This window comes from Noviherbaspirillum sp. (assembly GCF_035627455.1).
Classification (GTDB): Bacteria; Pseudomonadota; Gammaproteobacteria; order Burkholderiales; family Burkholderiaceae_D; genus Noviherbaspirillum.
Genome location: NZ_DASPLS010000089.1, coordinates 1 through 26,382 on the forward strand (window position 1 = coordinate 1; position 26,382 = coordinate 26,382).

At 65.2% G+C, this 26,382-nt stretch carries 22 protein-coding genes; 15 read left to right on the plus strand and 7 right to left on the minus strand.

Going from position 1 to position 26,382, the window contains the following annotated elements; all coding sequences use genetic code 11:
- The 4 genes from VEC01_RS17395 to VEC01_RS17410 all read left to right on the plus strand — a co-directional run.
- Positions 1–3,313: Ig-like domain-containing protein (locus tag VEC01_RS17395; RefSeq protein ID WP_324902173.1), on the plus strand; the 3,313-nt coding region annotated here is incomplete at its 5' end.
- Between the two features lie 15 nt (positions 3,314–3,328).
- Positions 3,329–5,317 carry a TolC family protein gene (locus tag VEC01_RS17400; protein WP_324902174.1) on the plus strand — a complete coding sequence of 663 codons (1,989 nt, stop codon included), beginning with the start codon at positions 3,329–3,331 and terminating at the stop codon, positions 5,315–5,317.
- Positions 5,318–5,327: 10 nt separating this feature from the next.
- Entirely contained in the window at positions 5,328–6,155 is an 828-nt protein-coding gene (locus tag VEC01_RS17405; protein ID WP_324902175.1) for an efflux RND transporter periplasmic adaptor subunit, read from the plus strand.
- 4 nt (positions 6,156–6,159) lie between these two features.
- Entirely contained in the window at positions 6,160–7,509 is a 1,350-nt protein-coding gene (locus tag VEC01_RS17410) for an efflux RND transporter periplasmic adaptor subunit (RefSeq protein ID WP_324902176.1), read from the plus strand.
- A gap of 77 nt (positions 7,510–7,586) precedes the next feature.
- On the opposite strand, the gene VEC01_RS17415 is transcribed toward VEC01_RS17410, so the two are convergent.
- On the minus strand, positions 7,587–9,752 hold the full coding sequence (locus VEC01_RS17415) for an HlyD family efflux transporter periplasmic adaptor subunit (protein WP_324902177.1): 2,166 nt from the start codon (positions 9,750–9,752) through the stop codon (positions 7,587–7,589).
- 183 nt (positions 9,753–9,935) lie between these two features.
- Between VEC01_RS17415 and VEC01_RS17420 the strand changes: the two genes are divergently transcribed.
- The 7 genes from VEC01_RS17420 (at position 9,936) to VEC01_RS17450 (ending at position 17,935) form a co-directional block, all read left to right on the plus strand.
- A complete protein-coding gene (locus tag VEC01_RS17420) occupies positions 9,936–10,715 on the plus strand; it encodes a DeoR/GlpR family DNA-binding transcription regulator (protein ID WP_324902178.1) in 780 nt (259 codons plus the stop codon).
- Between the two features lie 122 nt (positions 10,716–10,837).
- Positions 10,838–11,611 carry a ferredoxin--NADP reductase gene (locus VEC01_RS17425; protein ID WP_324902179.1) on the plus strand — a complete coding sequence of 258 codons (774 nt, stop codon included), beginning with the start codon at positions 10,838–10,840 and terminating at the stop codon, positions 11,609–11,611.
- Positions 11,612–11,927: 316 nt separating this feature from the next.
- Positions 11,928–12,953, plus strand: a complete 1,026-nt coding sequence (locus tag VEC01_RS17430) for a glycosyltransferase family 4 protein (RefSeq protein ID WP_324902180.1) — start codon at positions 11,928–11,930, stop codon at positions 12,951–12,953.
- A gap of 36 nt (positions 12,954–12,989) precedes the next feature.
- Positions 12,990–15,158, plus strand: a complete 2,169-nt coding sequence (locus VEC01_RS17435; RefSeq protein WP_324902181.1) for an amylo-alpha-1,6-glucosidase — start codon at positions 12,990–12,992, stop codon at positions 15,156–15,158.
- 220 nt (positions 15,159–15,378) lie between these two features.
- Positions 15,379–16,008, plus strand: coding sequence for a DUF4254 domain-containing protein (locus tag VEC01_RS17440; RefSeq protein WP_324902182.1), 630 nt, complete (start codon positions 15,379–15,381; stop codon positions 16,006–16,008).
- Positions 16,005–16,874 carry a glycosyltransferase family A protein gene (locus VEC01_RS17445; protein WP_324902183.1) on the plus strand — a complete coding sequence of 290 codons (870 nt, stop codon included), beginning with the start codon at positions 16,005–16,007 and terminating at the stop codon, positions 16,872–16,874. Before VEC01_RS17440 ends, VEC01_RS17445 begins: the two co-directional genes overlap by 4 nt.
- Positions 16,871–17,935 (plus strand): glycosyltransferase family 9 protein, encoded by a 1,065-nt coding sequence (locus VEC01_RS17450; RefSeq protein WP_324902184.1) that lies wholly within the window; start codon positions 16,871–16,873, stop codon positions 17,933–17,935. The genes VEC01_RS17445 and VEC01_RS17450 overlap by 4 nt, the downstream gene beginning before the upstream one ends.
- Positions 17,936–17,973: 38 nt before the next feature.
- Here VEC01_RS17450 and VEC01_RS17455 read toward each other — a convergent pair whose 3' ends face one another.
- Both VEC01_RS17455 and VEC01_RS17460 read right to left on the minus strand, forming a co-directional pair.
- A complete protein-coding gene (locus VEC01_RS17455; RefSeq protein ID WP_324902185.1) occupies positions 17,974–19,005 on the minus strand; it encodes a glycosyltransferase family 9 protein in 1,032 nt (343 codons plus the stop codon).
- A 134-nt stretch (positions 19,006–19,139) separates the two neighbouring features.
- The gene (locus VEC01_RS17460) at positions 19,140–19,631 is read right to left on the minus strand and encodes a CreA family protein (RefSeq protein ID WP_324902186.1); all 492 of its coding nucleotides are present in this window, start codon (positions 19,629–19,631) and stop codon (positions 19,140–19,142) included.
- 60 nt (positions 19,632–19,691) lie between these two features.
- On the opposite strand from VEC01_RS17460, the gene VEC01_RS17465 reads away from it, so the two are divergent.
- From VEC01_RS17465 to ahpF, 3 genes are all read left to right on the plus strand, one after another.
- On the plus strand, positions 19,692–19,976 hold the full coding sequence (locus tag VEC01_RS17465) for a hypothetical protein (RefSeq protein ID WP_324902187.1): 285 nt from the start codon (positions 19,692–19,694) through the stop codon (positions 19,974–19,976).
- Between the two features lie 157 nt (positions 19,977–20,133).
- Complete coding sequence (gene ahpC, locus VEC01_RS17470; protein ID WP_324902188.1) at positions 20,134–20,697, plus strand: alkyl hydroperoxide reductase subunit C; 564 nt, start codon at positions 20,134–20,136, stop codon at positions 20,695–20,697.
- Between the two features lie 162 nt (positions 20,698–20,859).
- Positions 20,860–22,440, plus strand: a complete 1,581-nt coding sequence (gene ahpF, locus VEC01_RS17475) for an alkyl hydroperoxide reductase subunit F (RefSeq protein WP_324902194.1) — start codon at positions 20,860–20,862, stop codon at positions 22,438–22,440.
- A 58-nt stretch (positions 22,441–22,498) separates the two neighbouring features.
- Here the strand turns inward: ahpF and VEC01_RS17480 are convergent, their stop codons facing one another.
- Both VEC01_RS17480 and VEC01_RS17485 read right to left on the minus strand, forming a co-directional pair.
- Entirely contained in the window at positions 22,499–22,915 is a 417-nt protein-coding gene (locus tag VEC01_RS17480; RefSeq protein ID WP_324902189.1) for a response regulator, read from the minus strand.
- Positions 22,916–22,961: 46 nt separating this feature from the next.
- Positions 22,962–23,588 carry an MEDS domain-containing protein gene (locus VEC01_RS17485; protein WP_324902190.1) on the minus strand — a complete coding sequence of 209 codons (627 nt, stop codon included), beginning with the start codon at positions 23,586–23,588 and terminating at the stop codon, positions 22,962–22,964.
- Positions 23,589–24,189: 601 nt separating this feature from the next.
- Between VEC01_RS17485 and VEC01_RS17490 the strand changes: the two genes are divergently transcribed.
- On the plus strand, positions 24,190–25,263 hold the full coding sequence (locus VEC01_RS17490) for an alpha/beta fold hydrolase (RefSeq protein ID WP_324902191.1): 1,074 nt from the start codon (positions 24,190–24,192) through the stop codon (positions 25,261–25,263).
- Positions 25,264–25,281: 18 nt separating this feature from the next.
- Here VEC01_RS17490 and VEC01_RS17495 read toward each other — a convergent pair whose 3' ends face one another.
- A complete protein-coding gene (locus VEC01_RS17495) occupies positions 25,282–25,710 on the minus strand; it encodes a hypothetical protein (protein WP_324902192.1) in 429 nt (142 codons plus the stop codon).
- A gap of 121 nt (positions 25,711–25,831) precedes the next feature.
- Entirely contained in the window at positions 25,832–26,329 is a 498-nt protein-coding gene (locus VEC01_RS17500) for an outer membrane protein assembly factor BamE (RefSeq protein WP_324902193.1), read from the minus strand.
- Positions 26,330–26,382: the final 53 nt, after the last annotated feature.

Here is a 26,382-nt window from a genome sequence, read left to right on the forward strand (position 1 = left end):
CGACAGCGGTACCAGCGACGCCGACGACAAGACCAGCGACACCACGCCGACCATCCGCGTCTCCCTGAACGGCAGCGGCGCTGCCGCGCCGGTGGCCGGCGACGTGGTCAAGCTGTACGAAGGCAATACGCAGGTCGGCAGTGCGACACTGACCGCACAGAACGTCGCCGATGATTACGTCGACATCACCAGCAATGCGGTGAGCGCCGGCAGCAACAGCTTCAGCGCTACCATCACGGATGCGGCCAGCAACACCTCGAACGCATCAGCGGCACTGGCGGTGGTCATCGATACCACCGCCCCGGTACTGGCGTCGGCGTCCGTCAGCGGGTCTACCCTGACGCTGACCTATACCGAGACGGGCTCCGGCATGGGTGCGGCAGTACCGGCTCCCGGCGACTTCACGGTGACCACAAATGGGAGCACCGGCGTGAGTGTGGACGCGGTCACGGTCGATGCGGCGAACGGCACCGTCACGCTGACGCTCGCCTCCGCCGTCACCAACGCAGACACCGTGACCGTCAGTTACGCGCCCGGCACGAACAAGATCCAGGACATCGCCGGCAACGCCGCAGGCGCATTGGATGACGAAGCCGTGACCAATGGCAGCGGCGACACCACCGCCCCGGCCGCGCCGCTATTGTCCCTGCGGCCCGTCTCCGACAGCGGTAGCAGCGACAGCGACCTGTACACCAGGGTGACCATGCCGACGGTGCGCGCCACGCTGCAAGGCACGGGTGCGAACGCGGCTGTCGCGGGCGACGTGGTCAAGGTGTATCTCGGCGGCGCCGCGATCGGCACCGCGACGCTCTCGGGCACCGACATCGCAAACGGCTACGTCGACATTGAGACCGGCAACCTCGGCGCCGACGGCGGCAAGAGCCTGACGGCCAAAGTCACCGATGCCGCCAACAATACATCCGATGCGTCTCCGACCCTGTCGCTGACGCTCGACACATCGGTCGCCGCGCCGTCGCTCAGCCTGGTTACGGATTCCGGCAAGAGCGGCTCGGACGGAATTACCAACACGGGCGCCCTCTCCGTCGACGGCATCGAGGCAGGCGCGAGCGTGGAATACAGCCGGAACGGAACGACCTGGAGCGGCAGCTACAGCCTGTCGGAAGGCGGTAACACCGTGTACGTCCGCCAGACCGACCGCGCGGGCAACGTCAGCGGCGCGTCGTCGCTGAATTTTGTCCTCGACACCAGGATCGCGACGCCGACGATTACACTGGCAAACGACACCGGCAGCAGCAAGACCGACAAAATCACCAGCGATCCATCGCTCAACGTCGGCGGGCTGGAAACGGGTGCGACGGTGGAATACAGCAGCGACGGTTCGAGCTGGAGCGGCAGCTTCACGGCGGTTGAAGGCGTCAATACCGTCAGGGTCCGGCAGACGGATATCGCCGGCAATGCCAGTGCTGCGGGTTCTCTCACCTTCACTTACGATCCGCGCCCGAATCCGCCTTCCGTCGGCCTCGCCTCGGACACCGGCTCCGGCAGCGCCGACCGCGTCACGAAGGACGGCACGTTGACGGTATCCGGCGTCAAGAACGGCGCCGCCGTCGAATACAGCACTGACGGCGTCCACTGGAGCAGCAGCTTCAGCCCGGCCGAAGGCAAGAACACCGTGTTCGTGCGCCAGGTCTCGGTCTCCGGCGCGGCCAGCGAACCGGCTGCCTTCAGCTTCACGCTGGATACCACGATCGCCGCGCCCACCATCGATCTGGAAACCGACAGCGGCTTCAGCGCCGGCGACCGCATCACGAACACGGCGGCCCTCAAGGTAGGCGGCGTGGAAACCGGCGCCAAAGTGGAGTACAGCAAGGATGGCGTCAGCTGGAGCGGCAGCTTCACGGCGGTGGAAGGCCAGAATACGGCATATGTGCGGCAGACCGATATCGCCGGCAATGTCAGTGCGGCATCCAGCATCGGCTTCCGCCTCGATACCAGGGTCGCGGCGCCGGGCATCGCACTGCAGTCGGGCAATGGCAGCAGCACCGTCAGCGACCCCGGCCTGAACGTGACCGGCATCGAAGACGGCGCGCGGGTCGAGTACAGCATCGACGGTTCGAACTGGGGCGGCGGCTTCACCGCTGTCGAGGGAGCCAATACGGTCTACGTGCGCCAGACGGATATCGCCGGCAACGTGGGCGGCCCGTCGTCCATCAGCTTCACGCTCAATACGCTCACCGCCCTGCCCGGGACCGGCACGCCGACGACTGGCGGGACCACGGCTCCCGGCACATCGGGCGGAGGCTCTGGCGGCTCCGGCGGCGCCAGCGGCCCAACCACAGGAACAGGCACGACGACGAGCCCGACCGACTCTGCCGCTGGCGGCAGCAGCGGCTCGCCGGGCACCGGATCGACAACCGTTGTCAACCGCGGCGGCAGCGGCACGACGGCCGGCAGCGGCGACCTGATCGTGCCCGGAAACCAGGGCGGCGCAGCCACCCTGCCTACCGCCGACACGATTGCGCCCATCATTACCGGATCGTCGCAGGGCCAGGCGGCGTCGCCTGGCAGCGGCATGTCGTCCTTCAATAGCGCCGACCAGACCTCGACGCAGCCGACCGGCCGCATCAACCTGCTGGCAGGCATTCCGCTGCCGGACACCGGCGCCCGTTCGAACGGCAACGGGCCGGACAACCAGGTGCTGGCCTCGACCGACCGCGGCTTCCCCGTCTCCCGCGTGCAGTCGCCGGCGGCGGCCGCGGACAACGGCAACAAGACGGACGCAAAAACCGGCTCCAATCCTGCGATCGATATCGCGCAACAGAAAGGCAGCGACCGCCTGTTCGTCTACCAGGGCATCCGCGACACCGCTGTCCAGGGCGGCACCGGCATCGACTATTTCGTGCCCCGCGAGGCGTTCGGCCACACCAACGTCAATGCGGTGGTGCAGCTCGACGCCAGTTTGCTGGACGGTTCGCCGCTGCCGGAGTGGCTGGACTTCGACCCGGTTTCAGGCCGCTTCACCGGCCGTCCGCCCGCCGGTGAAAACGCCGCGATCGTCATCAAGGTGATTGCGCGCGACAACGACGGGCGCGAAGCCTCCAGCACCTTCAGCATCAAGGTGCAGCAGGCGCCGGACAAGGCAGCCGGCGACAGCGGCCGCGAGCAGCCGGCCCAGCGCACCGCGGGCAAGGAAGTCCTGCCCGGCAAGGTCGCCGAGGCGCCGGTGAAGAAGTCGGTCCCCTTCGCGGAACAGTTGCGCCAGGCAAGGCCGGGACGCGATCCGCTCCTTGCGCGCATCGCGGAGGCGGGCACGCAGACGAACAAGACAGTCAGACCACAACGTACAAGTTAACCCCGGATTCATCACATGACACCATACGACGAGGGGAACAACCGCCCCGCCTTCCGCCTGGCCGGCCTTGCCGCATTGATTGCGGCTGCCCTTGCCGGCTGCGCCGTCCAGCCGATGCCGCCCAGCCAGGAAGAATACCGCGTGCAGGTCGGCAGCCTGCAGCAAAAACTGTTTGCCGGCCAGGAGGCGCCGGCCGCGCCGCTCACGCTGGCCGACGCCACCGCGCGCGCGATCAGGTTCAACATGGACTACCGCGTGCGCATGATGGAGCAGGCGCTCGCGCTCGGCCAGACCGAGCTGGCCAACCACGACCTGCTGCCGAAACTGACGCTTGCCGCGGGCTACTCGGCGCGCAGCAACGAATCCTTCGGTTTTGGCTTCGGTCCCGACGGCCGCATCTCCGCCAATCCGACCGCTTCGCAGGAACGCAGCCACACCACCGGATCGATCGGCTTTGCATGGAATATGCTGGACTTCGGCTTGAGCTACGTACGCGCGCAGCAGCTGGCGAACCAGTCCCTGATCGCCGAGGAACGCCGGCGCAAGGCATTGCAGAACCTGGTGCAGGACGTGCGGCTGGCATGGTGGCGCGCCGAGGCAGCGCAGCGCCTGCAGCCGGAAATCGATGCCCTGCTCGACGATATCGAACAGGCATCGGCCCGCGCCCGGCTGATCGAAACCCGGCGCCTGCTGCCGCCGCTGCAGATCGTCGCCTACCGCCGCTCGCTGCTCGACCTGGAACAACAGCTGTCGCTGCGGCGCCAGGAAATGGCGCAGGCGGAACTGGAGCTGGCGACGCTGATGAACTTGCCGATGGGCACGAAGTACATGCTGGCCCGCTCCGACACCGTGAATTTCGTGGCGCCCGCGCTGACCGCGAGTATCGGCGCGCTGGAAGCCGCAACGCTGGAAAATCGACCGGAATTGCGCGAGGAAACCTACAAGTCCCGTATCAGCGACCTGGAATGGAAAAAGCAGATGCTGGGCCTGCTGCCGTCCTTCGGCCTCGACCTGGGCGAGCATTACGACAGTAATCGTTACCTGCTCAACAACCAGTGGGCAGCGGGCGGCCTCAACCTGTCCTTCGGGCTGCTGCGGCTGTTCTCGATTCCCGCGATGAACCGCGCGCAGGCGGCGCAGGCGGAAATGGACGAAACCCGCAAGCTGGCGACAACCGCCGCAATCCTCGGCCAGACGCGGCTGGCGGCGGTGCGCTACGACCTGCTGGCGCACGAGTTCGGCGTCTGGGACGACGCCGCCCGCGACGACGCGCGCATCGTCGAGTACCTGCAGTCGGCGAAACAGGTCGGTCTGGAGACCGAACTGGAAGTGATCCGTGCCCGGGCCCGCGCCCTGGTATCGCGGGTGCAGCGCGATTTCGTGCATGCGAACCTGCAGGCGGCGATCGGCCGGCTGTACAACTCGGTCGGGCTGGACAGCCTGCCGGCCGAAGTCGACAGCCACGAACCCGGCGCGCTCGCGGCCGCACTGCATGCCCGGATCTCGGCGTGGGAAAAAGACAATTTCGCGGAAAAGCCGCTGCCGAAGTTCGGCACCTTCGCGCTGGCGCCGGTCGCCGGCCTGCCCGAGAGCGCAAAAGACCCATTCAGCGCGGCGATGCTGCGCATCCTGCGCTTGTCGAAAGTGCCGGTGGCGAATGACGGCAAGCCGGAACTGCGGCTGGAAACCTCGGTCGAACTTGCCCCGCAGCAAAGCAGCGGACGCCCCTCGCGCGTCAAGCTGCGTCTTCTGGATGCGGCCGGCCGGGTGATTGCCGAAAGCGAGCAAGCGACGATGCTGGTCGAACCGGTCGGCAACGACCAGTGGCAGGCACTGGGCGAAGGCGCCGCCTATCGGATGATCGAACCGCTGCGCAAGGCGCTGCGCCAGAAAAATGCGGTGACGCCTCCCGCCGCCGATGCCGGCGCGGATACGCTCGGGCTGCGCTATTCGCTCAGCATGAACCGCAGCGGCGCCAACGTTTTCCCTATTGAAGGCCAATAAACCGAACAACATGAACCGCAACTCCATTCTTTGCCTGCTGGCCGGCTTGTACACCTGCGCATCCGTACCGGCATTCGCGCAGTCCGGACCGGCGCCCGCCGTCGTGCCCGCCGCTTCCGCCGCAGCCGGCACCCCGCCCGCCCTGCCACCCTCTTCCGCCGGTCCCTCCGATGCCAAGGATATTTCCGCGCTGGTAGGCGCCGAAGACGATGCGACGCTGTCGAGCCAGATGGCCGGCCGCATCCGCACGATCCGTTACGGCATCGGCCAGCCGTTCCCGGCCGGCGCGGTGCTGGTGGAATTTGATTGCGCCGAACAGGAGGCGCGCCTGCAGAGCGCGCAGGCTGAACTGCTTGGCATGCGCGAAACCCATCTGACCAAGCTGCGTCTGCAGGGCCTGGGCGCGGCCGGTGAACTGGAAGTGACGATGGCTGCTGCCGCCGCCGAAAAGGCGAAGTCCCAGGTGCGCCAGCAGGAAGTGCAGATGGCCTTCTGCAAGGTGAAAGCGCCGTATCCGGGCCGGGTCGCCCGGTTGCGCGCAAAAGCGCACGAAAACGTGGCGCTCGGCCAGCCGCTGATGGAAATCGTGGCCAATGCGAAACTGAAGGTGTCGATGCATGTGCCGTCGAGCTGGATCGGCTGGATCAAGCCCGGCACGCCGGTCAGCATCCGCCTGGCGGAGACCGGGCAGGAGCATCCGGCCAAGGTCAGCAAGGTGAATTCCAGGGTCGACGGCGTGAGCCAGTCGATCGAAATCGAGGCGCGTTTCGACGGCAAGACCGGCACTATCCTGCCCGGCATGATCGGCGCCGCTCAGTTCCCGACCCGTCCCAACTGAGCCCATGTCCGCTCCCGATCCCACCGGCGGCATCGGCGACCTGCTCGCTTTCGAGCGCACGTTGCGCCGCTGCCGATCCCGCCGCGAGCTGCTGTTTTGCGCCGTCAATGACTCGCATGCGGTGCTGCGCTTCGACCAGGCGGTGCTGTGGGCCGGGGACGCATTGCGCGGCGTACGGATCGAAGCGGTGTCGGGGTTGGCCGACCTGGACGCCAACGGACCCTATGCGCTCTGGCTCGAACGGGTGTTCGCGCACCTGGAAGACCGGCATGGCGGCGGCGCCACGCAAGTGCGGGAAGTCCGGGCGCCGGATCTGCCGGAAGACCTGCTGCGCGGGCATGAAGAATGGCTGCCAGAACATTGCCTGTATTGCGGCCTCGCCAGCCCCGAAGGCAAGCGTATCGGCGGCCTGTGGCTGACCGCCCATGAGGCATTCGACGAAGGATCGCGGGCGCGCGCGGAATGGCTGGCCGAAGCGGTCGGGTTCTCGCTCTGGGCCTGGCAGCGCGACCGGCTGCACTGGCGGCACCGGCTGCGCCTCGGCCTGACCCGGCGGCAGAAATTCGCCGCGGCCGCGGCCGCCGCCGTCTTTCTGGTGCTGCCGGTGCGGCTGTCGGCGCTGGCGCCGGCGGAAGTCGTGCCGGAACAGCCGGTCCCGATCACCGCGCCGGCCGACGGCATCGTGCAGCAGATCCTGGTGGCGCCGAACCAGCCCGTCGCCGCCGGCCAGCCGCTGCTGCAGCTGGACGATACCGCACTGCGCAACCGGGTGGCGGTGGCCCAGAAGTCGCTGGAGATCGTGCGCGCGGAACGCCAGCGCGCGGCCAGCAAGGCGTTCTCCGACGATGCCAGCAAGGCCGAGCTGCAGATGCTGGACGCGCGCGTGGCTGAGCGGGCCGCGGAACTGCAATACCTGGCCGACCTGCGGTCCCGCCTGCAGATCACAGCGCCGCGCGCGGGCATCGCGATTTTTTCGAATGCCGACGAATGGCGCGGGAAGGCGGTCCAGACCGGCGAGCGACTGATGACCCTGGCCGATCCCTCTCGGGCTGCGGTGTCGATCGCACTGGCGCCGGACGACGCCATCCGGCTCGAGGTCGGCAGCGAAGTCAAGCTGTACTTGAACGCCGCGCCGCTTAGCTCCTTTGACGCAAATATCGTGCAGACCGCGTACGAAACCGGGCTGACGCCGGAGGGCATGCCGGCCTACATGCTGCGCGCGCATCTTGCCGGCGGCGAGACGCCGCGCATCGGCCTGAAGGGAACGGCGAAGATTTCCGCGGGATGGGTGCCGCTGTCGTATTACCTGCTGCGCAAGCCTCTGCGGGCATTGCGCCGTGCTGTCGGTCTGTAATATCCGGCGCCGGCGGCACAGCCGGCGCCAGCGCTTTTGCGCGAACGGTTGCGCCCGCTCAGGCCGCCCTCAGGATTTCAAAACCCGCTTTCCCGCACCAGCACCGCGACGATGCGCGCCAGGAAATTCTCCGCCAGCGCCACCGGCCCGGTCGCAATCCGCACCGTGCCGCGTTCGACCGCGGGCGGACTGTCGCCTTCCGCATCCGGCTTGATCTGCACCCGGTAAACGGGATGCACCGTCACCAGCTTCCCGCCTTCACGGGCGACCGCGGCAATCTTGCCGCCGGCGCCGGACGCCAGCATCGGGTGCGGCAGCGCATGGCTGCCGGCCGGGTCGATGGCGACGATGCGCCCGGAGACAACCGGGGCTTCCGGCAGGTCGGGGAAGAAACGGACCGGCTGCCCGGTGCGCAGGCCGCGCAACTGTTCCTCGTCCACCCAGGCTTCGATCACGCTGCCGGTAGCGGCGACGACGCGCATCAAGGGCTCGCGCGGATTAAGCCAGCGGCCGGGGGCCAGGCCCGGCGACAGGTCCCGCACCACGCCTGCCGTGGCAGCGCGCAGCTCCAGCCGGGCGAGATCCTCGCGCGCACCGTGCAGGTCCGCCGCCGCTTCCGACAACTGCTGCTCCAGCACCAGCGCCCGGTCCCGCTGCCGCTCGCTGGCCGGCATCCGTGCCAGCTCGACCGTCAGGGCCTGGACCTGCGACTCGGCGCGCTGCACGCGCGACGCGATTTCCGGCGAGGACAGCCGCGCCAGCAACGCGCCCGCCGCGACGGCATCGCCGGCGCGCACGGCCACCTGTTCCAGCCGCGCGGCCCCCGGCGAATACAGCGCCTGCTCGGTCGACGCCTTGTGCAATGCCGGCGCGTTCACATGGAAGGCCACCGGCATCAGCCACAGGCCGGCGGCGACAGCTAGCGCCAGCAGCGTGAATGCGCGGGGGCTCGGTCGGAGGAAGCGGCGGATTGCCCACAGGCCGGATGCCTCGCGCCATACCGGCCGTACGATGAACCAGCCGATTTCCACAGCCATCAGGAAGATCCCGAGCAGTTTGAAGAACAGGTGGTACACCACCAGCGCGATGCCGAGGAACAACAGGAACCGGAACAGCCAGGTCGCGATCGCGAACACGACCAGCGCGCGATGCAGCCCGCGCGAAAGCTGCGGTTCCGGGTCCGGCGACTGCAGGCCGAAGAAGCGCGCGCGCAAGGCCCGTTGCGCCAAAGCGAAGCTGCGCTCATGCAGGTTCGGCAGGTCGAGCGCGTCCGACAGCAGGAAGTAGCCGTCGAAACGCATGAACGGACTGATATTGATCGCGAGCGACATGAACAGGCTGCTGCTGGCGAGCAGGAACAGCATGCTGCGCAGTACCCCATCGGTGGCAATCGCCCAGCCGAGAGTGGCGAACAGGGCGAGCGCGGCCTCTGCTCCCATGCCGGCCGCCGCGATCGAAAAGCGGTCGCGCCGCCGGGCGAGCTTCCAGCTTTCGCTCGTATCCGTGTACAACACCGGCCACAGCACGAGGAATGCAACGCCGACCGTCGGCACGCGCAAGCCGTGGTGCTTGGCGACGTAAGCATGCCCGAGCTCATGCACCACCTTCGCGACGCTGGCGGCGACGAAGTAATACAGCAGGCCTTCGAGATTGAAGAAATAAGAAAACGCACTTTCCACCTCGCTCCACTGGCCGACCACGAAATAGGCATCCGCGACCGCCAGCGCGCCGAGCAGCATCGCGAACCGCTTCGAGAACAGTGGCCGGACCCAGCGCAGCGTGTCGCCGAGGAAGCGGTCGGGACGAAGCAGCGGGATGCGGAAGAACAGATAGTGATGCAGCAGCCAGGTCAGCCAGTGCGGCTGCGCGCGCAGCCAGCGTTCCCGCAGGCGCTCGCGCTGCGCGGCGCTTGCCGCCTGCAGCAGCTGCTGCTCGGACAGGAAGGCCAGCAGTTCCTCGCATTCTTCCCGGGTCGGACGCAGCGTCGTTTCCCGCGCCACCGACGCCATCAGCGCGCCGAGCGCGAGACCTGCCTGCCAGCGCCGCAGCAGTTCGCACTCCAGCCAGCCGATCTGGAAAAAACGGTTGCGGACCGGATCATGGATGCGCCAGCTTGGCGAGCCGTCGGCCTGTACCGGACCGTCAAGCAGCTGCAGGTCCTCCCGCAAAGCCGGAAGGCGGATGTCCGGCCTGGACAGCGGGGCCGTGGCGGGCGACGGAATGGAGACGGTACTGGACGGCATACGAAGTTCGACGAAAGGGCCATTGCGGCGTGCCCCTGTTGCCGCAATGGCAGCAAGCAAGGCACCAGCGATTTTCTCATGAAGCGCGGCGCGCTGCGGCGGCGATGGAGTCATACGCGCATTTTTGATACATTCCTTTCGTTTCTGTTCTTTTTTTACATCGCCCCCACTCCGGAGACCACATTGGCACTCAACCCCCGGCAGCGCCGCCTGCTCGAATTCGTACGCGAGCACGAAACGGTATCGGTCGAAGAACTCGCCAGGCAGTTCGCAGTCACGCCGCAGACGGTGCGGCGCGACCTCAAGGCGATGGAAGGGGCCAAGCTGTTGTCGCGCTACCATGGCGGGGTCGGGCTGGCGTCCTCGGTGGAGAACATCGATTATGGCCAGCGCCGCACGCTGCACCTGGCGGCCAAGCGCGGCATCGCCGCCGAGGTGGCGCGGCATGTGCAGGCCGGGTCTTCCCTGCTGATCAACATCGGCACCACTACCGAGGAAGTGGCGCGCGCGCTGCTCAAGCACGAGCGCCTGCATGTGATCACCAACAATCCCAATGTCGCCGCGATCCTGTGCGACAGCCCGAGTTCCGAGGTCATCCTTGCCGGCGGCGCCATGCGCAAGCGCGACCGTGCGGTGGTCGGCGAGCTGGCCTGCGACTTCATCCGCCAGTTCAAGGTCGACATCGGCATCATCGGCATCTCCAGCATCGAAGCCGATGGCACGCTGCGCGATTTCGATCCGCGCGAGGTGCGTGTCGCCCAGACCATCATCGAACAATCGCGCCAGGTCTGGCTGGTCGCCGACGGCAACAAGTACGGGCGCGACGCGCTGATACGGGTGGGCCATATTTCCCAGGTTGACAAGCTCTTCACCGATACCCCGCCGCCGGAGCCGCTTGCCAAGGTGATGAAGTCGGCCGGCGTCGAGCTCATGCTTGCGCCTTCCGCGCAAGATCAGGCATAGTGCTTTCGCACGGTCGTTCATGCACAAAATCATGCCGGGCGCGCTGAAAATGATAAAATCTCGCGTTTGACCGGGCGCAAGCCAAAGCGGGTCGCCCGCATGTAACCGCAAACAGACCAATCATGAGTGCATTCAACGAAGAGCGCGTGCTGAGCGTGCATCACTGGACCGACCGACTTTTTACCTTCACCACCACACGCGACCCCTCGCTGCGCTTCTCGAACGGCCACTTCACGATGATCGGCCTGCGCGTCAACGACAAGCCGCTGCTGCGCGCTTACAGCATCGTCAGCGCGAACTACGAAGAACATCTCGAATTCCTGAGCATCAAGGTGCCGGACGGCCCGCTCACCTCGCGCCTGCAGCACATCCGGGTCGGCGACACCGTGATCGTCGGCCGCAAGCCGACCGGCACGCTGCTGATCGACTACCTGCTGCCCGGCAAGCGCCTTTACCTGCTGTCGACCGGCACCGGCCTGGCGCCCTTCATGAGCATCGTGCGCGACCCGGAAACCTACGAAAAATTCGAACAGGTGGTCCTGGTGCACGGCGTGCGCGAAGTTGACGAACTCGCCTACCATGACTTGCTGACCGATCACCTGCCGCAGCATGAGTTCCTCGGCGACATGATCAAGAAGCAATTGCTTTACTACCCGACGGTGACCCGCGAGTCCTACCGCAACATGGGCCGCATCACCCAGTTGATCGAGAACGGCAAGCTGTTTTCCGACCTGGACGTGCCGACGCTGGACCGTGAAAACGATCGCGTCATGATCTGCGGCAGCCCGGCGATGCTGCGCGACCTGAAGCAGATGCTGGAAACCCGTGGTTTCAAGGAAGGCAATACCTCGATTCCGGGCGACTTCGTGATCGAGCGCGCGTTCGCCGAGCAATAACTTTCCCGCCTCATTCCGCAGTATCCCGCACCTCGCCGCACCTGCGCGGCGGGGCGCTTCCATCCTCGTCCCTCTCCTGTCCGGGGAACAAGCAGCGGCGCTGGCTGCTCTATTAGGGACTGTAAATTGAGAAGAAGAAACGCGTCGATGGAACATTGCTTCCCTGGGTAACGACGTCTTTTCTTCGCGCAAGAAATGATTGCGTCCGCGACTGCCGGGCAGCAGACGGCCGCCACGTTGCGAGCGCGGGCGCGCACCTGCCTGGCATGCACGCGTCCGCTGTTGCGCGCCGGGCTGCACCTGGACGGCAAGCATCATGAGAATTGCGCAGGTTTCCCCCCTTTTCGAAAGCGTCCCGCCGAACGGCTATGGCGGCACCGAGCGCGTCATCTCCTATCTGACCGAAGAACTGATGCGGCAGGGACAGGAAGTCACCCTGTTCGCTGCCGGCGATTCGCGCAGCGCCGCACGGCTGGTTTCCTGTGTCCGGTCGAGCATCCGCAACAGCGTGCTGGACCAATCCTGGCTCGCCTACCACCTGATCCAGATCGACATGGTGGCCCGCATGGCAGACGAATTCGACGTCATCCATTTCCATACCGATGCACTGCATTTTCCGCTAGCAAGAACCTTGGCCGCGCCGCACGTCAGCACGCTGCACGGCAGGCTGGATTTTCCGCATCTCGCACCGCTGTACCGGCATTTCAGCGATGTGCCCGTGGTTTCCATTTCAGACAGCCAGCGCCGCCCCTTGCCCCACGCTAACTGGCGCGCGACGGTACACCACGGGCTGCCGACCGACCTGTACGCGTTCCAGCCGGATGCCGGCGACTACTTCCTCTTCGTCGGCCGGCTCTCGCCGGAAAAGCGGGTCGACCGAGCCGTCGAGATCGCCCGGCGCTGCGGCCGCCCGCTCTATGTCGCCGCCAAGCTGAACAAGGAAGAGGAAAGCTATTTCAACGAGCGCCTCAAACCGCTGTTCCGCCATCCGCTGGTGACTTATCTCGGCGAGGTCGGCGAAACGGAGAAGCGCGAATTGCTCCAGCATGCCGCGGCGTTGCTGTTCCCGATCGACTGGCCCGAACCATTCGGACTGGTCATGATCGAAGCGTTTTCCTGCGGAACGCCGGTGATCGCGTACAGGAACGGCGCGGTGCCGGAGATCGTGGAAGACGGCGTCACCGGCTTTGTCGTCTGCAGCCAGGACGAGGCGGTGCGCGCCGCGCAACGCATCGACACCATCGACAGGCACGCGTGCCGCGCAGCCTTCGAATCCCGCTTCACCGCCGCGCGCATGGCAGCGAACTACCTCCAGGTATACCGGCAGCTGCTTTCCCATTGATTCCACGCCCCGACAACCCATCCCTCGGAGGACGCCATGGTTGAAAAGATCCGGTTAGGCGAACAGTGGTACATCCTTGCCACCTCGTCTCCCGCCGACGAAAGGCGTCGCGTGCTCAAGGACAACGACCTGTTCGCCATGTTCGACCGTTTCGGCGACATCCAGCCGATCGGCCTCGGCGAGGAAGGCATCTACCACGGCGACACCTGTTTCCTGTCACATCATGAATTGCGGATCGAGGGCGTACGGCCGATGTATCTGAACTCCACGGTACGCGATGACAACGGCCTGTTCGTCATCGAACTGATGAACCCGGACCTGCACCTCGACAGCGGCGGGATGGTCGCGAAGGGAGACCTGCACATCTTCCGTGCGAAACTGCTGTGGAACAATGCCTGCTACGAACACATACGCGTGGCCAATTACGGCCTGGTTCCGGTCGAAGTGACGATGTCGATGGAGTTCGGCGCCGACTACAAGGATATCTTCGAAGTGCGCGGCTACACGCGCGCGGGGCGCGGCCGGATGCTCGAACCCGAGGTCGCCGGCAACGAGATGCTGCTCGGCTACCGCGGCCTGGACGAGGTCACGCGCCGCACGCGCATCAGCTTCGATCCGCCCCCCGGCGAACTGGCCGGAGGGACCGCGGGCTACCGGATCGCGCTGCAGCCCAAGGGCGAGTCGCATATCTATGTGACGATCGGCTGCGAACCGGAAGAAGGCTGCGAACGGGCGCAGACCGACTACTTCGCCGCCTTCACCGCGCTCAACACGTCGGTGCGTGAAAGGCTGCATAACCGCTGCCGCGTCAGCACCTCGGACCCGCTGTTCAACAACTGGCTCGACCGTTCCTCGGCCGATCTGGCGATGCTGACCACCAGCCGCAAGGAAGGCGACTATCCCTACGCCGGCGTGCCCTGGTATTCCACCACATTCGGCCGCGACGGCATCCTGACCGCGCGCGAATACCTGTGGATCGATCCCGGCATGGCGCGCGGCGTATTGACCTTCCTCGCCGCCACGCAGGCGACGGATTTCGACCCCGCACGCGATGCGGAGCCCGGCAAGATCCTGCACGAGGCGCGGCGCGGCGAGCTGGCCGCGCGCAACGAGATCCCGTTCGGCCGCTACTATGGCACCGTCGACGCGACACCCCTGTTCGTCGGCCTTGCCGGCGCCTACTATGAGCGCACCGGCGACCTCGGCTTCATCCGCGAAATCTGGGACAACATCATGAAGGCGCTGCACTGGATCGACAGCTACGGCGATCGCGACGGCGACGGCTTCGTGGAGTACGCGCGCCATACCGGCAGCGGCCTGGTGCAGCAGGGCTGGAAGGATTCCAACGACTCGGTATTCCACTGCGACGGCCGCCTGGCCGAAGCACCGATCGCGCTGTGCGAGGTGCAGGGCTATGTCTACGAAGCGAAGCTGCGCGCGGCAGGTCTGGCCCGCCTGCTGGGCGACGAGGCGCTCGCGCGCAAGCTGCAGGATGCGGCGGAATCGTTGAAGAAGAACTTCAACGAAGCGTTCTGGTGCGAAGAAATCGGCAGCTACGCGCTGGCGCTGGACGGCCGCAAGCGGCAATGCGCGGTACGCTCGTCCAACGCCGGGCATACGCTCTGGTCCGGCATCGCGACCCCGGAGTACGCGGCGCGCGTCGCCGAGCAGCTGGTCGGCGCGGATTTCTTTTGCGGCTGGGGCATCCGCACCATCCCACTGAACGAAGCACGGTACAACCCGATGTCCTACCACAACGGCTCGGTCTGGCCGCACGACAATGCGCTGATTGCCGAAGGAATGGCGCGTTACGGCTTCACCGCGAAGGCGATGCAGGTGTTTTCCGCGCTGCGCGAGGCGAGCCTGTACATGGACCAGCGGCGCATGCCGGAACTGTTCTGCGGCTTCGAAAAAAGGCCGGATGAAGGACCGACGCTGTACCCGGTCGCCTGCTCGCCCCAGGCCTGGGCCGCAGCCAGCGTATTTTCGCTGCTGCAGGCCTGCCTCGGGCTGTCCTTCGACCCGCACAAGCCCGAGATCCGCTTCCGCCACCCGCAACTGCCGCCCTTCCTGGAACGGGTGGAAATCCGCGACCTGTCGATCAATGGCGCCTCGCTCGACCTGTTGCTGCAGCGATACCCCAATAACGTCGGCGTGAATGTGATTCGCAAGGATGGCAAGGCGGAAGTCGTGGTCGTCGCCTGATGGCTTCCTTTCGTCAACCGGCATGAAAATTTTTCCCTCCCCTTTTTACAGTCGCCTTGTATAAATTGCCAGTCCGGCAATCCTAGGAAAGGCATTCGGCGCATGCGCCGGCCTGTTTTCCCGCGCAGCGCCGAGTTGCATTTTTACTAGCACGCTTTTTGCACGGCAGTTTCCCGATGACTTGTTCATAACGGCAAGTTTGAGAATCGAAAGGAACCCCATGCTCAAGCAACTCGACGCCGCTGCCATCGTGCAGTTCCACGACAAGATGCTGTCCGACACGGAATGGCCCGCCAGGGAGCCGGGCGCAACCAGCGCAGGCATCTGGCTCTGGATCGAGGCGAACCACCGCTACAACACCCTGCTGTGGAACGAGGAAGACAAGGCCAGGCGCACCGACGTCGCTTCCAGCGAGATCGCCGCCTGCAAGCGACTGATCGACCAGTACAACCAGAAGCGCAACGACGCCGTCGAAGCGATCGACGAAGCCATCCTCACCGAACTCGGCGACTGCCCGCGCGGCGACCATGCGCGCCTGAACAGCGAAACCGCGGGCGCCATGATCGACCGGCTGTCCATCCTGAGCCTGAAGATCTTCCACATGCGCGAGCAGACGCTGCGTGTCGATGCCGGCGCCGACCATATCGCCAGGTGCAGCGACAAGTTGCAGCGCCTGATCGTGCAGCGCCAGGACCTGGCTTCCTGCTTCGACGAACTGATTGCCGACGCGATGCAGGGTCGCGCCTATTTCAAGGTCTACCGGCAGTTCAAGATGTATAACGATCCGACGCTCAACCCCTATCTGTACAACCAGCAGAACCGCGTCGCGGCGGGAGGCGTCGCGCCATGACGCCAGCCGGCACGGTCGACGTCCTCGTTCCCACCTGCAACCGGCCGTGCGCGCTCGCGGTCACCCTCACCTCGCTGGCGGCGCAGGGTTTTCGCGACTTCCGCGTGATCATTTCCGACCAGTCCGACGGCGGCAGCGTGTTCGACCAGCCGGAAGTTGCTGCCGTGCTGCGCTTCCTGCGCGCGGGCGGGCGCGAGGTGCTGGCCCTGCGACACCTGCCGCGGCGCGGCATGGCGGAACAGCGGGCCTTCCTGCTGTCTCTCGTGAATGCCCCCTACTGCCTGTTCCTCGACGATGACGTGATCCTCGAGAGCGACCTGCTGGAACGGCTTCATGCGGCGATCAGCGCACAGCGCTGCGGCTTTGTCGGCAGCGCACTGCACGGGCTGAGCTACATCGACGATGTGCGGCCGCACCAGCAGGCGATCGAGTTCTGGGAATCCGGCGTCATGCCGGAGCGGGTTACGCCCGGCAGTCCGGAATGGGCGCGGCATCACCTGCACAGCGCGGCCAATCTGTTCCATGTGCAGGCCAGGTTCGGGCTCGACCGGGACAAGACGCGGCTCTACCGGGTTGCGTGGATCGGCGGCTGCGTGCTGTTCGATACCCGCAAGCTGCGCGAAGCCGGCGGTTTCGACTTCTGGACCGCGTTGCCGGAGGCGCACTGCGGCGAAGACGTGCTGGCGCAGCTGCGCGTGATGGAACGCTACGGCGGCTGCGGCATGATCCCGTCCGGCGCCTACCACATGGAACTGCCGACGACGGTGCCGCAGCGGGATGTCGATGCACCCAAGGTGCTGCCGCTCTCCTGCGCTCCCGAGGCTGCGGCAGCCGCACAACCCGAGCCGCTGCCGCAACAAGAATGACCAGCCCGGTTCCCTCCGATATCCGCAGGATCGCGGTGCTGCGCCCGAACGCGGTGGGCGACTTCATGTTCACCCTGCCCTGCCTGCATGCGCTCAAGGCGAAGTGGCCCGACGCGCACCTCGTCTACGTCGGCAAGCAGTGGCATGCGGATTTCCTGCGCGGGCGGCCCGGCCCGGTGGATGAGGTGGCCGTGATCCCGCCCTGCCCCGGGGTCGGCCTGCCGCCGGATGCGGACGTGGATCGCGACGTCCTCGACGAGTTTATGCATCGCATGCGCGCGGCGCGCTTCGACCTCGCGTTTCAGGTGTACGGCGGCGGCCTGTATTCCAATCCCTTCATCCGGGAATTCGGCGCGCGCTGCACCATCGGCCTGAAGGCGCCGGAGGCGGCGCCGCTCGACCTGTCGGTCGCTTACGGCCCGCTGCAGAACCGCCGCCTGCAGATGCTGGAAGTGGCCGCGCTGGCCGGCGCCGACACGCTGCGCCTGCAGCGCGAACTGGAAGCCACGGACGGCGACCGGCGTGAGGCGGAAAGTGTGCTGCCGCACGATCCCGTCCGGCCGCTGGTCGTGCTGCAACCCGGCGCCAGCGACCGGCGGCGCTGCTGGCCGGCGGAACGCTATGCGGCGCTCGGCGACATACTCGCCGGGGCCGGCGCGCGCGTGGCCGTCAACGGCACGGCGCAGGAAGCGGCTGTCGTACGGGAAGTGGTCGCGCGGATGCAGCGGCCGGCGGTCGACCTGTCCGGCCGGCTCACTTTGTCCGGCTTGTGCGGGCTGCTGGAGCGCGCCTCGCTGCTGGTCTCCAACGACACCGGCCCGCTGCATCTCGGCCTGGCGCTCGGGACGCCCTGCGTGGGCATCTACTGGCTGACGAACCTGATGGAATCGGCGCCGCTGCGGCAGGACGGACACCGGCCGGCCCTGTCGCTGCGCATCCATTGCGCAGTGTGCGGCGAAGAGAACCTGAAAACCCGTTGCGAACATGATGCGAGTTTCGTCGATGGCGTAGCGGTCGACGAAGTGGCGGCGCTGGCGCTGGATCTCTTGCGGAGGGCGTAGGAAAAGCGCCTATCCTGCCGACTGATCCTGCCGACGCTCTAACGCTCGATCAGCTCCCGCGCATGCTCCAGCACTTCCGCCGCATGCTGCCCGGCCGGGTCCCAGATGCAGCGGTGCAGATCCTGGTCCAGCGGCGCCCAGCGCTGCATGTCGGCCTTGCTGAAAATGACCACGCTCGGCAGTTGCAGCCCGGCCGCGATGTGCGATACGCCGGTGTCGTTGCAGATCAGCAGGCGCGCCCGGCTCATCAGCGCCGCCATGGCGCCGAGCGACAGCGGGGAGGCGGTATCGACCGCCTCGTTGCGCATGTGGGATGCCACGGCGGCAGTGAGATCGGCTTCCTTCGCCGAACCCGTCAACACCACCGTCAGCCCGTATTCATCCGCCAGCCGGTCCGCGATTTCCGCGAAGCGTTGCGGCGACCAGCACTTGTCCCGGATGCGCGCACCGGGATGGATGCAGATGTACCGGCCGGCTTCAAGACCATCGGCAAACCCGCTGGCGTCGAGCTCCCGTTCGTCGTCCGGCGTCAGCGGAAATTCGAGATGCGTGCCCGCCGCCGGCGCCCCGAGGAATTCCACGAGCGACAGCAGGCGCAGCGGCTCCGGTCCCTGCTCCGGATAAGCGAGAAAGCCGGGCGAGTCCTGATCCGTTCCGCCGTTCATCGCAAAACCGGCCATCGTCCTGGCGCCAAAATCGGCGACGACGCGGTTGCTGATCTGTCCGTTGCCATGCATCTGCAGCGCCAGGTCGATGCGGCGCGCACGCAGCGCGTCGTAAAAGCCGGGAACCAGCTCTTCCCGCACCGCCTGCTCCGGAAAGGACGGATGACCGGGAAAGGCGACGAAATCGTCGATATACCGGTCGAAGCGCCGCGCGAACTGTTCGGCCCAGGGCAGACCGACCAGCGTGATGCGGGCCGCCGGCAACGCCGCGCGCAGGGCGCGCAGCGCCGGCACCGCGCACAGCATGTCGCCCACCTGCAGCGCACGAAACACCGCGAGCGTCTCGATCCGCTCCCTTCGCAGCAGGGCCGCGCCCTCTTGCAGATCGCATCCGGCAAGCGTCATGTCCTTCTCCTGTCGTGGGTGTCGATCCTCCCATCATAGAAAGCTGCACTTCGCCGTACTTGATCCTTCCCAAGCCCGCCCCATGGCCCGCATCAAGGGAGCGGCGCGCGGAATGGACAGGACAATGCCGGCTTCTACTTGAGCGGGATCTTTTGCTCCGCCGGCACCGGCACCGCGGTGATACTGTTCTGCGGACTGCCTTCGATCAGGCGGTCCGAGTACACCAGATAGACCAGTGCGTTGCGCTTGGCGTCGGCCATGCGTACCACCCGTACCCGCTTGAACAGGATCGACGCCCTTTCGCTGAAGACTTCTTCCTGCTGCGGAATCGGGCCGGGGAAATTGATGTTGCCGACCTGCCGGCAGGCGACCGACGCCTCGGCCTTGTCTTCGGCCACGCCGAGCGCGCCCTTGATGCCGCCGGTCTTGGAACGCGACAGGAAACAGCTCACGCCGTTGACTTTCGGATCGTCGAATACTTCGACCACGATCTTGTGGTCGGGCCCGATCAGCTTGAATACCGTATCGACCTCCCCCAGCTTTTCCGCGTGGACCGCAAAGCTTGCCAAAGCGATGACGGAAGACAATACGGCCGCGAAGGGCCAGGATTTGATCGGTGTTTTCATTGGTGTCCGCTATGATGTGTAAATAACGACAAGTGTACTGACCAGCGAGGAAGCCGCACAATGAAAATCGAACTCGATCCCGACCGTCTCGAAGAAATGCTCGACACCTGGCGCAAGTCGGTGGATCTGCAGATCCCCATGATGGATGACTTCAAGATCCGCATGATGAAGAATCGACGCGAAATCCTCGAAAACTTCCTGCAGACCGGAACCGGCTGGACACTCATGCTCAGCTGCATGGAACCGCTCGACGACAGCCAGCGCTTCGACGTGCTCCGGGCGCAGGTCAAGGCCTTCGTCGACTGGGCGGCGTCCGAACTGGATAGCCTCGCCGCCTTGCGATAGTTGATAGAATCGCACACGCGAGCAATACGGCACCTTAGTAATAAAGCCAGGCTATCGCATACATTGGAACTATTGATTTTACTTTTTCATAGGCTTTCTCTATCATTCAGTCATACCGTTTTTCGATATTTCGTTTTTTCAACCAAGAGAGGTAGATATGTCCCTGATTAATACCCAAGTGAAGCCCTTCAAAGCCACCGCATTCCACAACGGCAAATTCGTCGATGTCACGGAAAACGACCTGAAGGGCAAGTGGTCCGTGGTGTTCTTCTACCCGGCTGATTTCACCTTTGTCTGCCCGACCGAACTGGGCGACCTGGCGGACAACTATGACACCTTCAAGTCCATGGGCGTCGAAATCTACGGCGTGTCGACCGACACCCACTTCACGCACAAGGCATGGCATGACACCTCCGAGACCATCCGCAAGATCCGCTATCCGCTGATCGGCGACCCGACCGGCAGCATCACCCGCAACTTCGAGGTGATGATCGAGGAAGAAGGCCTGGCGCTGCGCGGCACCTTCGTGATCAATCCGGAAGGCCAGATCAAGCTGTGCGAAATCCATGACAACGGCATCGGCCGCGACGCCAAGGAACTGCTGCGCAAGGTGCAGGCAGCCCAGTACGTCGCTTCCCATCCGGGCGAAGTGTGCCCGGCGAAGTGGACCCCGGGCGAAAAGACCCTGGCTCCGTCGCTGGACCTGGTCGGCAAGATCTAAACCTGTTTTCGCGCCGGTCCCGCACCGGCGCCGCTCCCCGGACGCGGCGCAAGCGTCCGGAAGCAGCGCCCCTTCCCGATCTGTTTTCCTGAACCGGCGGCAAGACCGATCCGGAAGCGGCGACGCACATCCATTTACATGCAACCCGAACGCGAGGCCACCATGCTCGATACCAATCTGAAGACACAGCTGAAGGCGTACCTCGAAAAAGTCACGCAACCGATCGAGATTACCGCATTCCTCGACGACAGCGACACGTCGCGCGAAATGCGCGCGCTGCTGACCGACATCGAATCGCTTTCCGACCGCATCACGCTCACCGAGCGCAGCGGCGAAGGCGAACGCACGCCGTCCTTTGCGCTGAACCGCGCCGGCGCCGACATCGGCGTCCGTTTCGCCGGCATCCCGATGGGCCATGAATTCACCTCGCTGGTGCTGGCACTGCTGCAGGTCGGCGGCCATCCGCCCAAGGTTGAGGAATCGGTGCTGGAACAGATCCGCAACCTCGACGGCGAATACCGTTTCGAAACCTATATCTCGCTGTCCTGCCAGAATTGCCCGGACGTCGTGCAGGCGCTCAACCTGATGGCGGTCATCAATCCGAAGATCCGCCATGTGATGATCGACGGCGCGCTGTTCCAGGAAGAAGTCGCGTCGCGCCAGATCATGGCGGTGCCGACCGTGTTCTTGAATGGCGAAACCTTCGGACAGGGCCGCATGAGCCTGGAGGAAATCCTCGCCAAGCTGGACAGCGGCGCCGCCGAGCGCGAAGCGGCAAAGCTGGCCAAGAAGGAAGTGTTCGACGTGCTGGTCGTCGGCGGTGGCCCGGCCGGCGCTTCGGCCGCGATTTATGCGGCGCGCAAGGGCATCCGTACCGGCGTGGTGGCGGAGCGCTTCGGCGGCCAGGTGCTGGACACGATGGGCATCGAAAACTTCATCTCGGTAAAGGAAACCGAAGGGCCGAAGCTGGCCGCGGCGCTGGAACAGCATGTGAAATCGTATGAGGTCGATGTGATGAACCTGCAGCGCGCCGAAGCGCTGGTGCCGGGCGATACGATCGAGGTCCGCCTGGCCGGCGGCGCCAGCGTGAAGGCAAAGACGGTGGTGCTGGCAACCGGCGCGCGCTGGCGCGAGATGAATGTCCCGGGCGAGAAGGAATACCGCAATCGCGGCGTGGCCTACTGCCCGCACTGCGACGGTCCGCTGTTCAAGGGCAAGCGTGTTGCAGTGATCGGCGGCGGCAATTCCGGCGTCGAAGCGGCAATCGACCTGGCCGGCATCGTCGCCCATGTCACGCTGCTCGAGTTCGATACGAACCTGCGCGCGGACGCGGTGCTGCAGCGCAAGCTGTTCAGCCTGCCGAACGTCACCGTGATCACGAATGCGCAGACCACCGAAGTGACCGGCGACGGCGCCAAGGTCAACGGACTGCGCTATACCGATCGCAAGAGCGGCGCATCGCACACGGTGGAACTGGAAGGCATTTTCGTGCAGATCGGCCTGCTGCCCAATACCGACTGGCTCAAGGGCACGGTGGCGCTGTCCAACCGCGGCGAGATCGAGGTCGATGCACGCGGGCAGACCTCGGTGCCCGGCGTGTTCGCCGCGGGCGATGCGACCACGGTGCCGTACAAGCAGATCGTGATCGCGATGGGTGAGGGCTCGAAGGCGGCGCTCTCCGCATTCGACCACCTGATCCGTACCTCGGCGCCGGCCGAGGAACGCGCCGCGATCGCCGCCTGACGCGGCCGGGCATGCCCCAAAAAAAACGCCGGCCCGCACGCCGGCGTTTTTGTTTCCGCTATTCCTTACCGTACTCCTTGAGCACTTCCATCATCTGCGCGAATTTCACCGGTTTGTCGAACACGCGGAGGAAGCCGGCCTCGAGCGCGCGTTCACGCTCCGGACCTTCCGCGTACCCGCTAACCGCGATCAACGGAATGTGCGCGAGCGCCTCGTCGGCCCGCATCCTCTCGGCCACTTCATAGCCGCTCATGCCGCCCGGCAGCCGCAAATCGCAGAACACGAGATCGGGAGCGTTTGCCTTTGCGCTTTCAAGCGCGGCACGGCCGCTGAAGGTGGCTTCCGTCACACAACCCATCACTTCAAGCAGGTCGCAGAAAAGCTTGGCCAGGTCGCGGTTGTCCTCGACCACGAGAACCCGCAGCGGATAGCGTTGCAGAAGAGCGGTCGCACCGGAGGCAGTGGAAGTATTCATGGTTGCTGTTCTTTCGATGAGGCGCCCTGCTCTTTGATCCTTCGGGTCATTCCGTTTCGCTGCCAATGTCGGCGCCGCCCGCATTGCAGTCCGGCCACGCGCCGCCGGACAGGTTTTCGGGATGTGTGCTGCGAATCCAGCCAAGCGTCGCATTATACGTGCTTGCGTCTTTTTCCTCTGCAAGATAGCCGCATAGCAGTGTGAAGGGCTGACTGGCCGCAAGTTCATTGCAGAACTGTTCCAGGCGCAATGCGGCGCGCACGTTCCCTTTTTGCCAAAGCAATCCCGACATGTCCGAATAGATGCGCACCGCGCGAAAGCGCTTTTGCCCCGAGGTGATCATGGTGCCTGCGCGGTCCTGGAACCGGTCCCGGTCAGGCATGCCGGTCGCCATCAGCGCAGCCAGCGCAACATCCGCATCCACCACCCGCAACTGGCCGCTCACGACCGCGTCGGCAAGGTCGACGCTGCTTAGCAGCGCCAGGCGCGCGACGAACGAAGCCCAGCGGTCGGCGGTTGCCACCACGATCACCGCGTCGCCCTGTGCGAGCCCGTCGGCGATATACCGGCTCACGTCTTCTGCAAGCTGTGCGCCGTTTCGAAATACCTGCCCGATGTGTTGTCCGGCATGCGGCGCTCCCTTCGTCCGCAGCCATCTGCCCGGGTTGTACATGCATCACTCCCTTTGATTTGTACTGCACTCGGTAAAGTTTTTCGCGTATGCAAGATCGCGACGCGGAAAGTGCGGCGATTAGATACCGCACTGTCATTTTCAAGGGGCGTGGCGATCATGCTCTGTTGCAATACCGACTGGTGCTGGACCGAGGGACAAGACAGCGCTTTTCCTGTTTTGTTCCCTTCTGTCACGAAACCATTGTTCCCGTCTGCGGCACCGGGCCGGGGGCCGGCGTGGGACGCGGACGCCGGAGCCTGCGGAAAAATCATTCCCGGCGGCCCTGGGTCGCGGCTTGTAAAGACGCGGCGTGCGCGATCTGGTCGCGCTGCATAGCGCTGCCGGCGCGCGCTGGTGGATGCCGCCGCCGCTTTACCTAAGTGACGGCAAGATCCGGGAAGTAGCGGCGGTCTCGAGCAGCTGCGCCATGCGCTGCGCCGGGCACTGCCTGCGGTGGAAGGAAGCCGGCCTGCAATGCGGTCTCGCCGTTCTGCAGCGCGCTGCCCGCGGCTAATATGCTTCGCGGGGATTGAACAAATCACAAGCCCGGCGATCAAGTAGGAACGCTTCGATTTCCGATGGCGGACCAGTGGAGGAACACATGCAGACACTTACATCCGGCATCCGATGGTGGTTCGAATCCCTGGACCGCGCACGCCGGCGGCGCGGCAACGCCCTGGATCACCTGGGCTACGGGCCGATCGAATCCGAGTACAGGACGGCGCTTGTCGTGCCGGGCATGCGCCTGCGGTTCTACGGCGGCGACCCGCATGGCGGCCCGATTGCGCTCATCGTCCCGGCGCCCATCAAGCGCCATTACATCTGGGACCTGGCACCCGAGTGCAGCGTCGTGCAGCATCTGCTCCGAACCGGCGTCCAGGTCTACCTGGCGGAATGGACCGAACCGGCCGACTCGCGCAACGGCCTGGAGCATTACTCGCATACGCTGCTCGACCACTGCGTGAAGGCGATCCGCACGACGCACCGCGAGGGCCAGCTTTTCCTGCTGAGCCATTCCCTGGGCGGCGTTTTTGCGACGATTTATGCCGCCCTTTATCCCGATGAAGTGGCCGGACTGGTCCTGCTGGAAACCCCGCTGCACTTCGACGAGGCGTCCGGCTCGTTCGGGCCGCTGGTGGCAAGCAGCCCGCCCGCGGACAAGCTGACGGAGGGATTCGACCAGGTGCCGGGGTCGGTATTGAGCATCGCCAGCACAATCGCGTCACCGGCGACTTTCCAGGTCGAACGCTATACCGATTTCGTCGCCAGCCTGTGCTCGTCAAGGACCTTGCGCAGCCACCTGCTGGTGGAACGCTGGGCGCTGGATGAAGCGCCGATGGCCGCGCGCCTGTTCGAGCAGGTGGTGGAAGACCTGTACCGCAGCGACAGCCTCATGCGCGGCACGCTTGAAGTCTCGGGGCAAAGGCTCAGTCCGAAGAGCCTTACCACGCCGCTGCTGTCCGTGTACGATCCGCACAGCGTGGTCATTCCACCGGCGTCGGTGATCGCATTTCATGACGCCGCGGCGAGCAAGGACAAGCGCCTGATCCCCAACTCCGGCGATACCGGAGTCGCGCTGGCCCATGTCGCGGCCTTGATGGGAGAAAATGCGCACCGCCTGCTGTGGCCGGCGATCATCGAATGGATGACCGCGGCCGGCGCAAGGCGGCACTGATTGATGGGACGCGGCGTGTTACTTGCCTGTGGTACCGGCCCCGCCTGTGGTACCTGCCCCGCCTGCGCTGCCGGAGCCGCCTCCGGAGGAACTGCCACTACTGGAGGAACTGCCACTGCCACTACCGGAGGAACTGCCGCCACCGGAAGAACTGCCCCCGCCGGACGCGCCGGAACTGGCGCCGCTGTCACTCGATTTCGCCCCCTTCTTCATGCGCTGGCTGCGTTTCCCCGACTTGCTGGTGGTGCCGCTGTCGCCCGAGGTCATCGCGTCCGAGGACTGCTGTTGCTGCTGTGCCTGCAGCTCGGAGGCGCGGCGCAACACCTCTTCCGCTCTTGCAGGATCGGTGCTTTCCCGGATCTCGGTACTCGGCCCCTGCGACTGCGCGATGCCGGTGCCTGCCAGCGTCATCAGTGATGCGAAGAGAACCAAGGATACTTTCTTCATTTTTGCCTCCTGAAAAATTGATGTCGGATTTGCCGGGCGGGACTCGCCTTCATGCAAATTTTTCCCGCTACTCGCATTAGGACCTTGCAAAAGTGTTTCGGTTTCGTCATTTCCGGACGCTTCAGTGATGCGGACTCGAACTGGAAGTGCCGGTCACCTTGCCGCTCGACTTGTCGAAATGCACGTTGAAGAAGCGCTGCTCGGTCGTGTCCTGGAAACGCCAATCCCACACCTCTTCGTTCTTCAGCTTGAACTCTGCGACTGTGCGCGGCTTGCCAAGCAGCCGCCGCACCTCATCCTTGCTCATGCCGCTGCGCACCCGTGCAAAATTTTCCTGTGTCAGCAATTGCCGGTAGTCCTTCAGCTTGCCGGACTTGTCGATCACGAACTCCCAGGTGCGTGCGCCTTCCGGTCCTTTCGGGTATTGCAGGCTGCGCGTGCCGTCGTCCTCTTCCCATACGGTTTCCGGCTGGCCCATCACGCCGCGCACGTCGCCTTCCGAGGAGATGCCCCTGGCGAGCTTGTCGAGCCCGAATTCTTCCACCGGCCGGCCCTGCCGGTCGCATGCCGCGAGGACCATCCCCAGCATCAGCCCCGCCAGCCATTTACCTTGTTCCATGTCACTCCTTTCCGCGCCGGCACCAAGCCATGGCCGCAACAATGAGAGCGGCG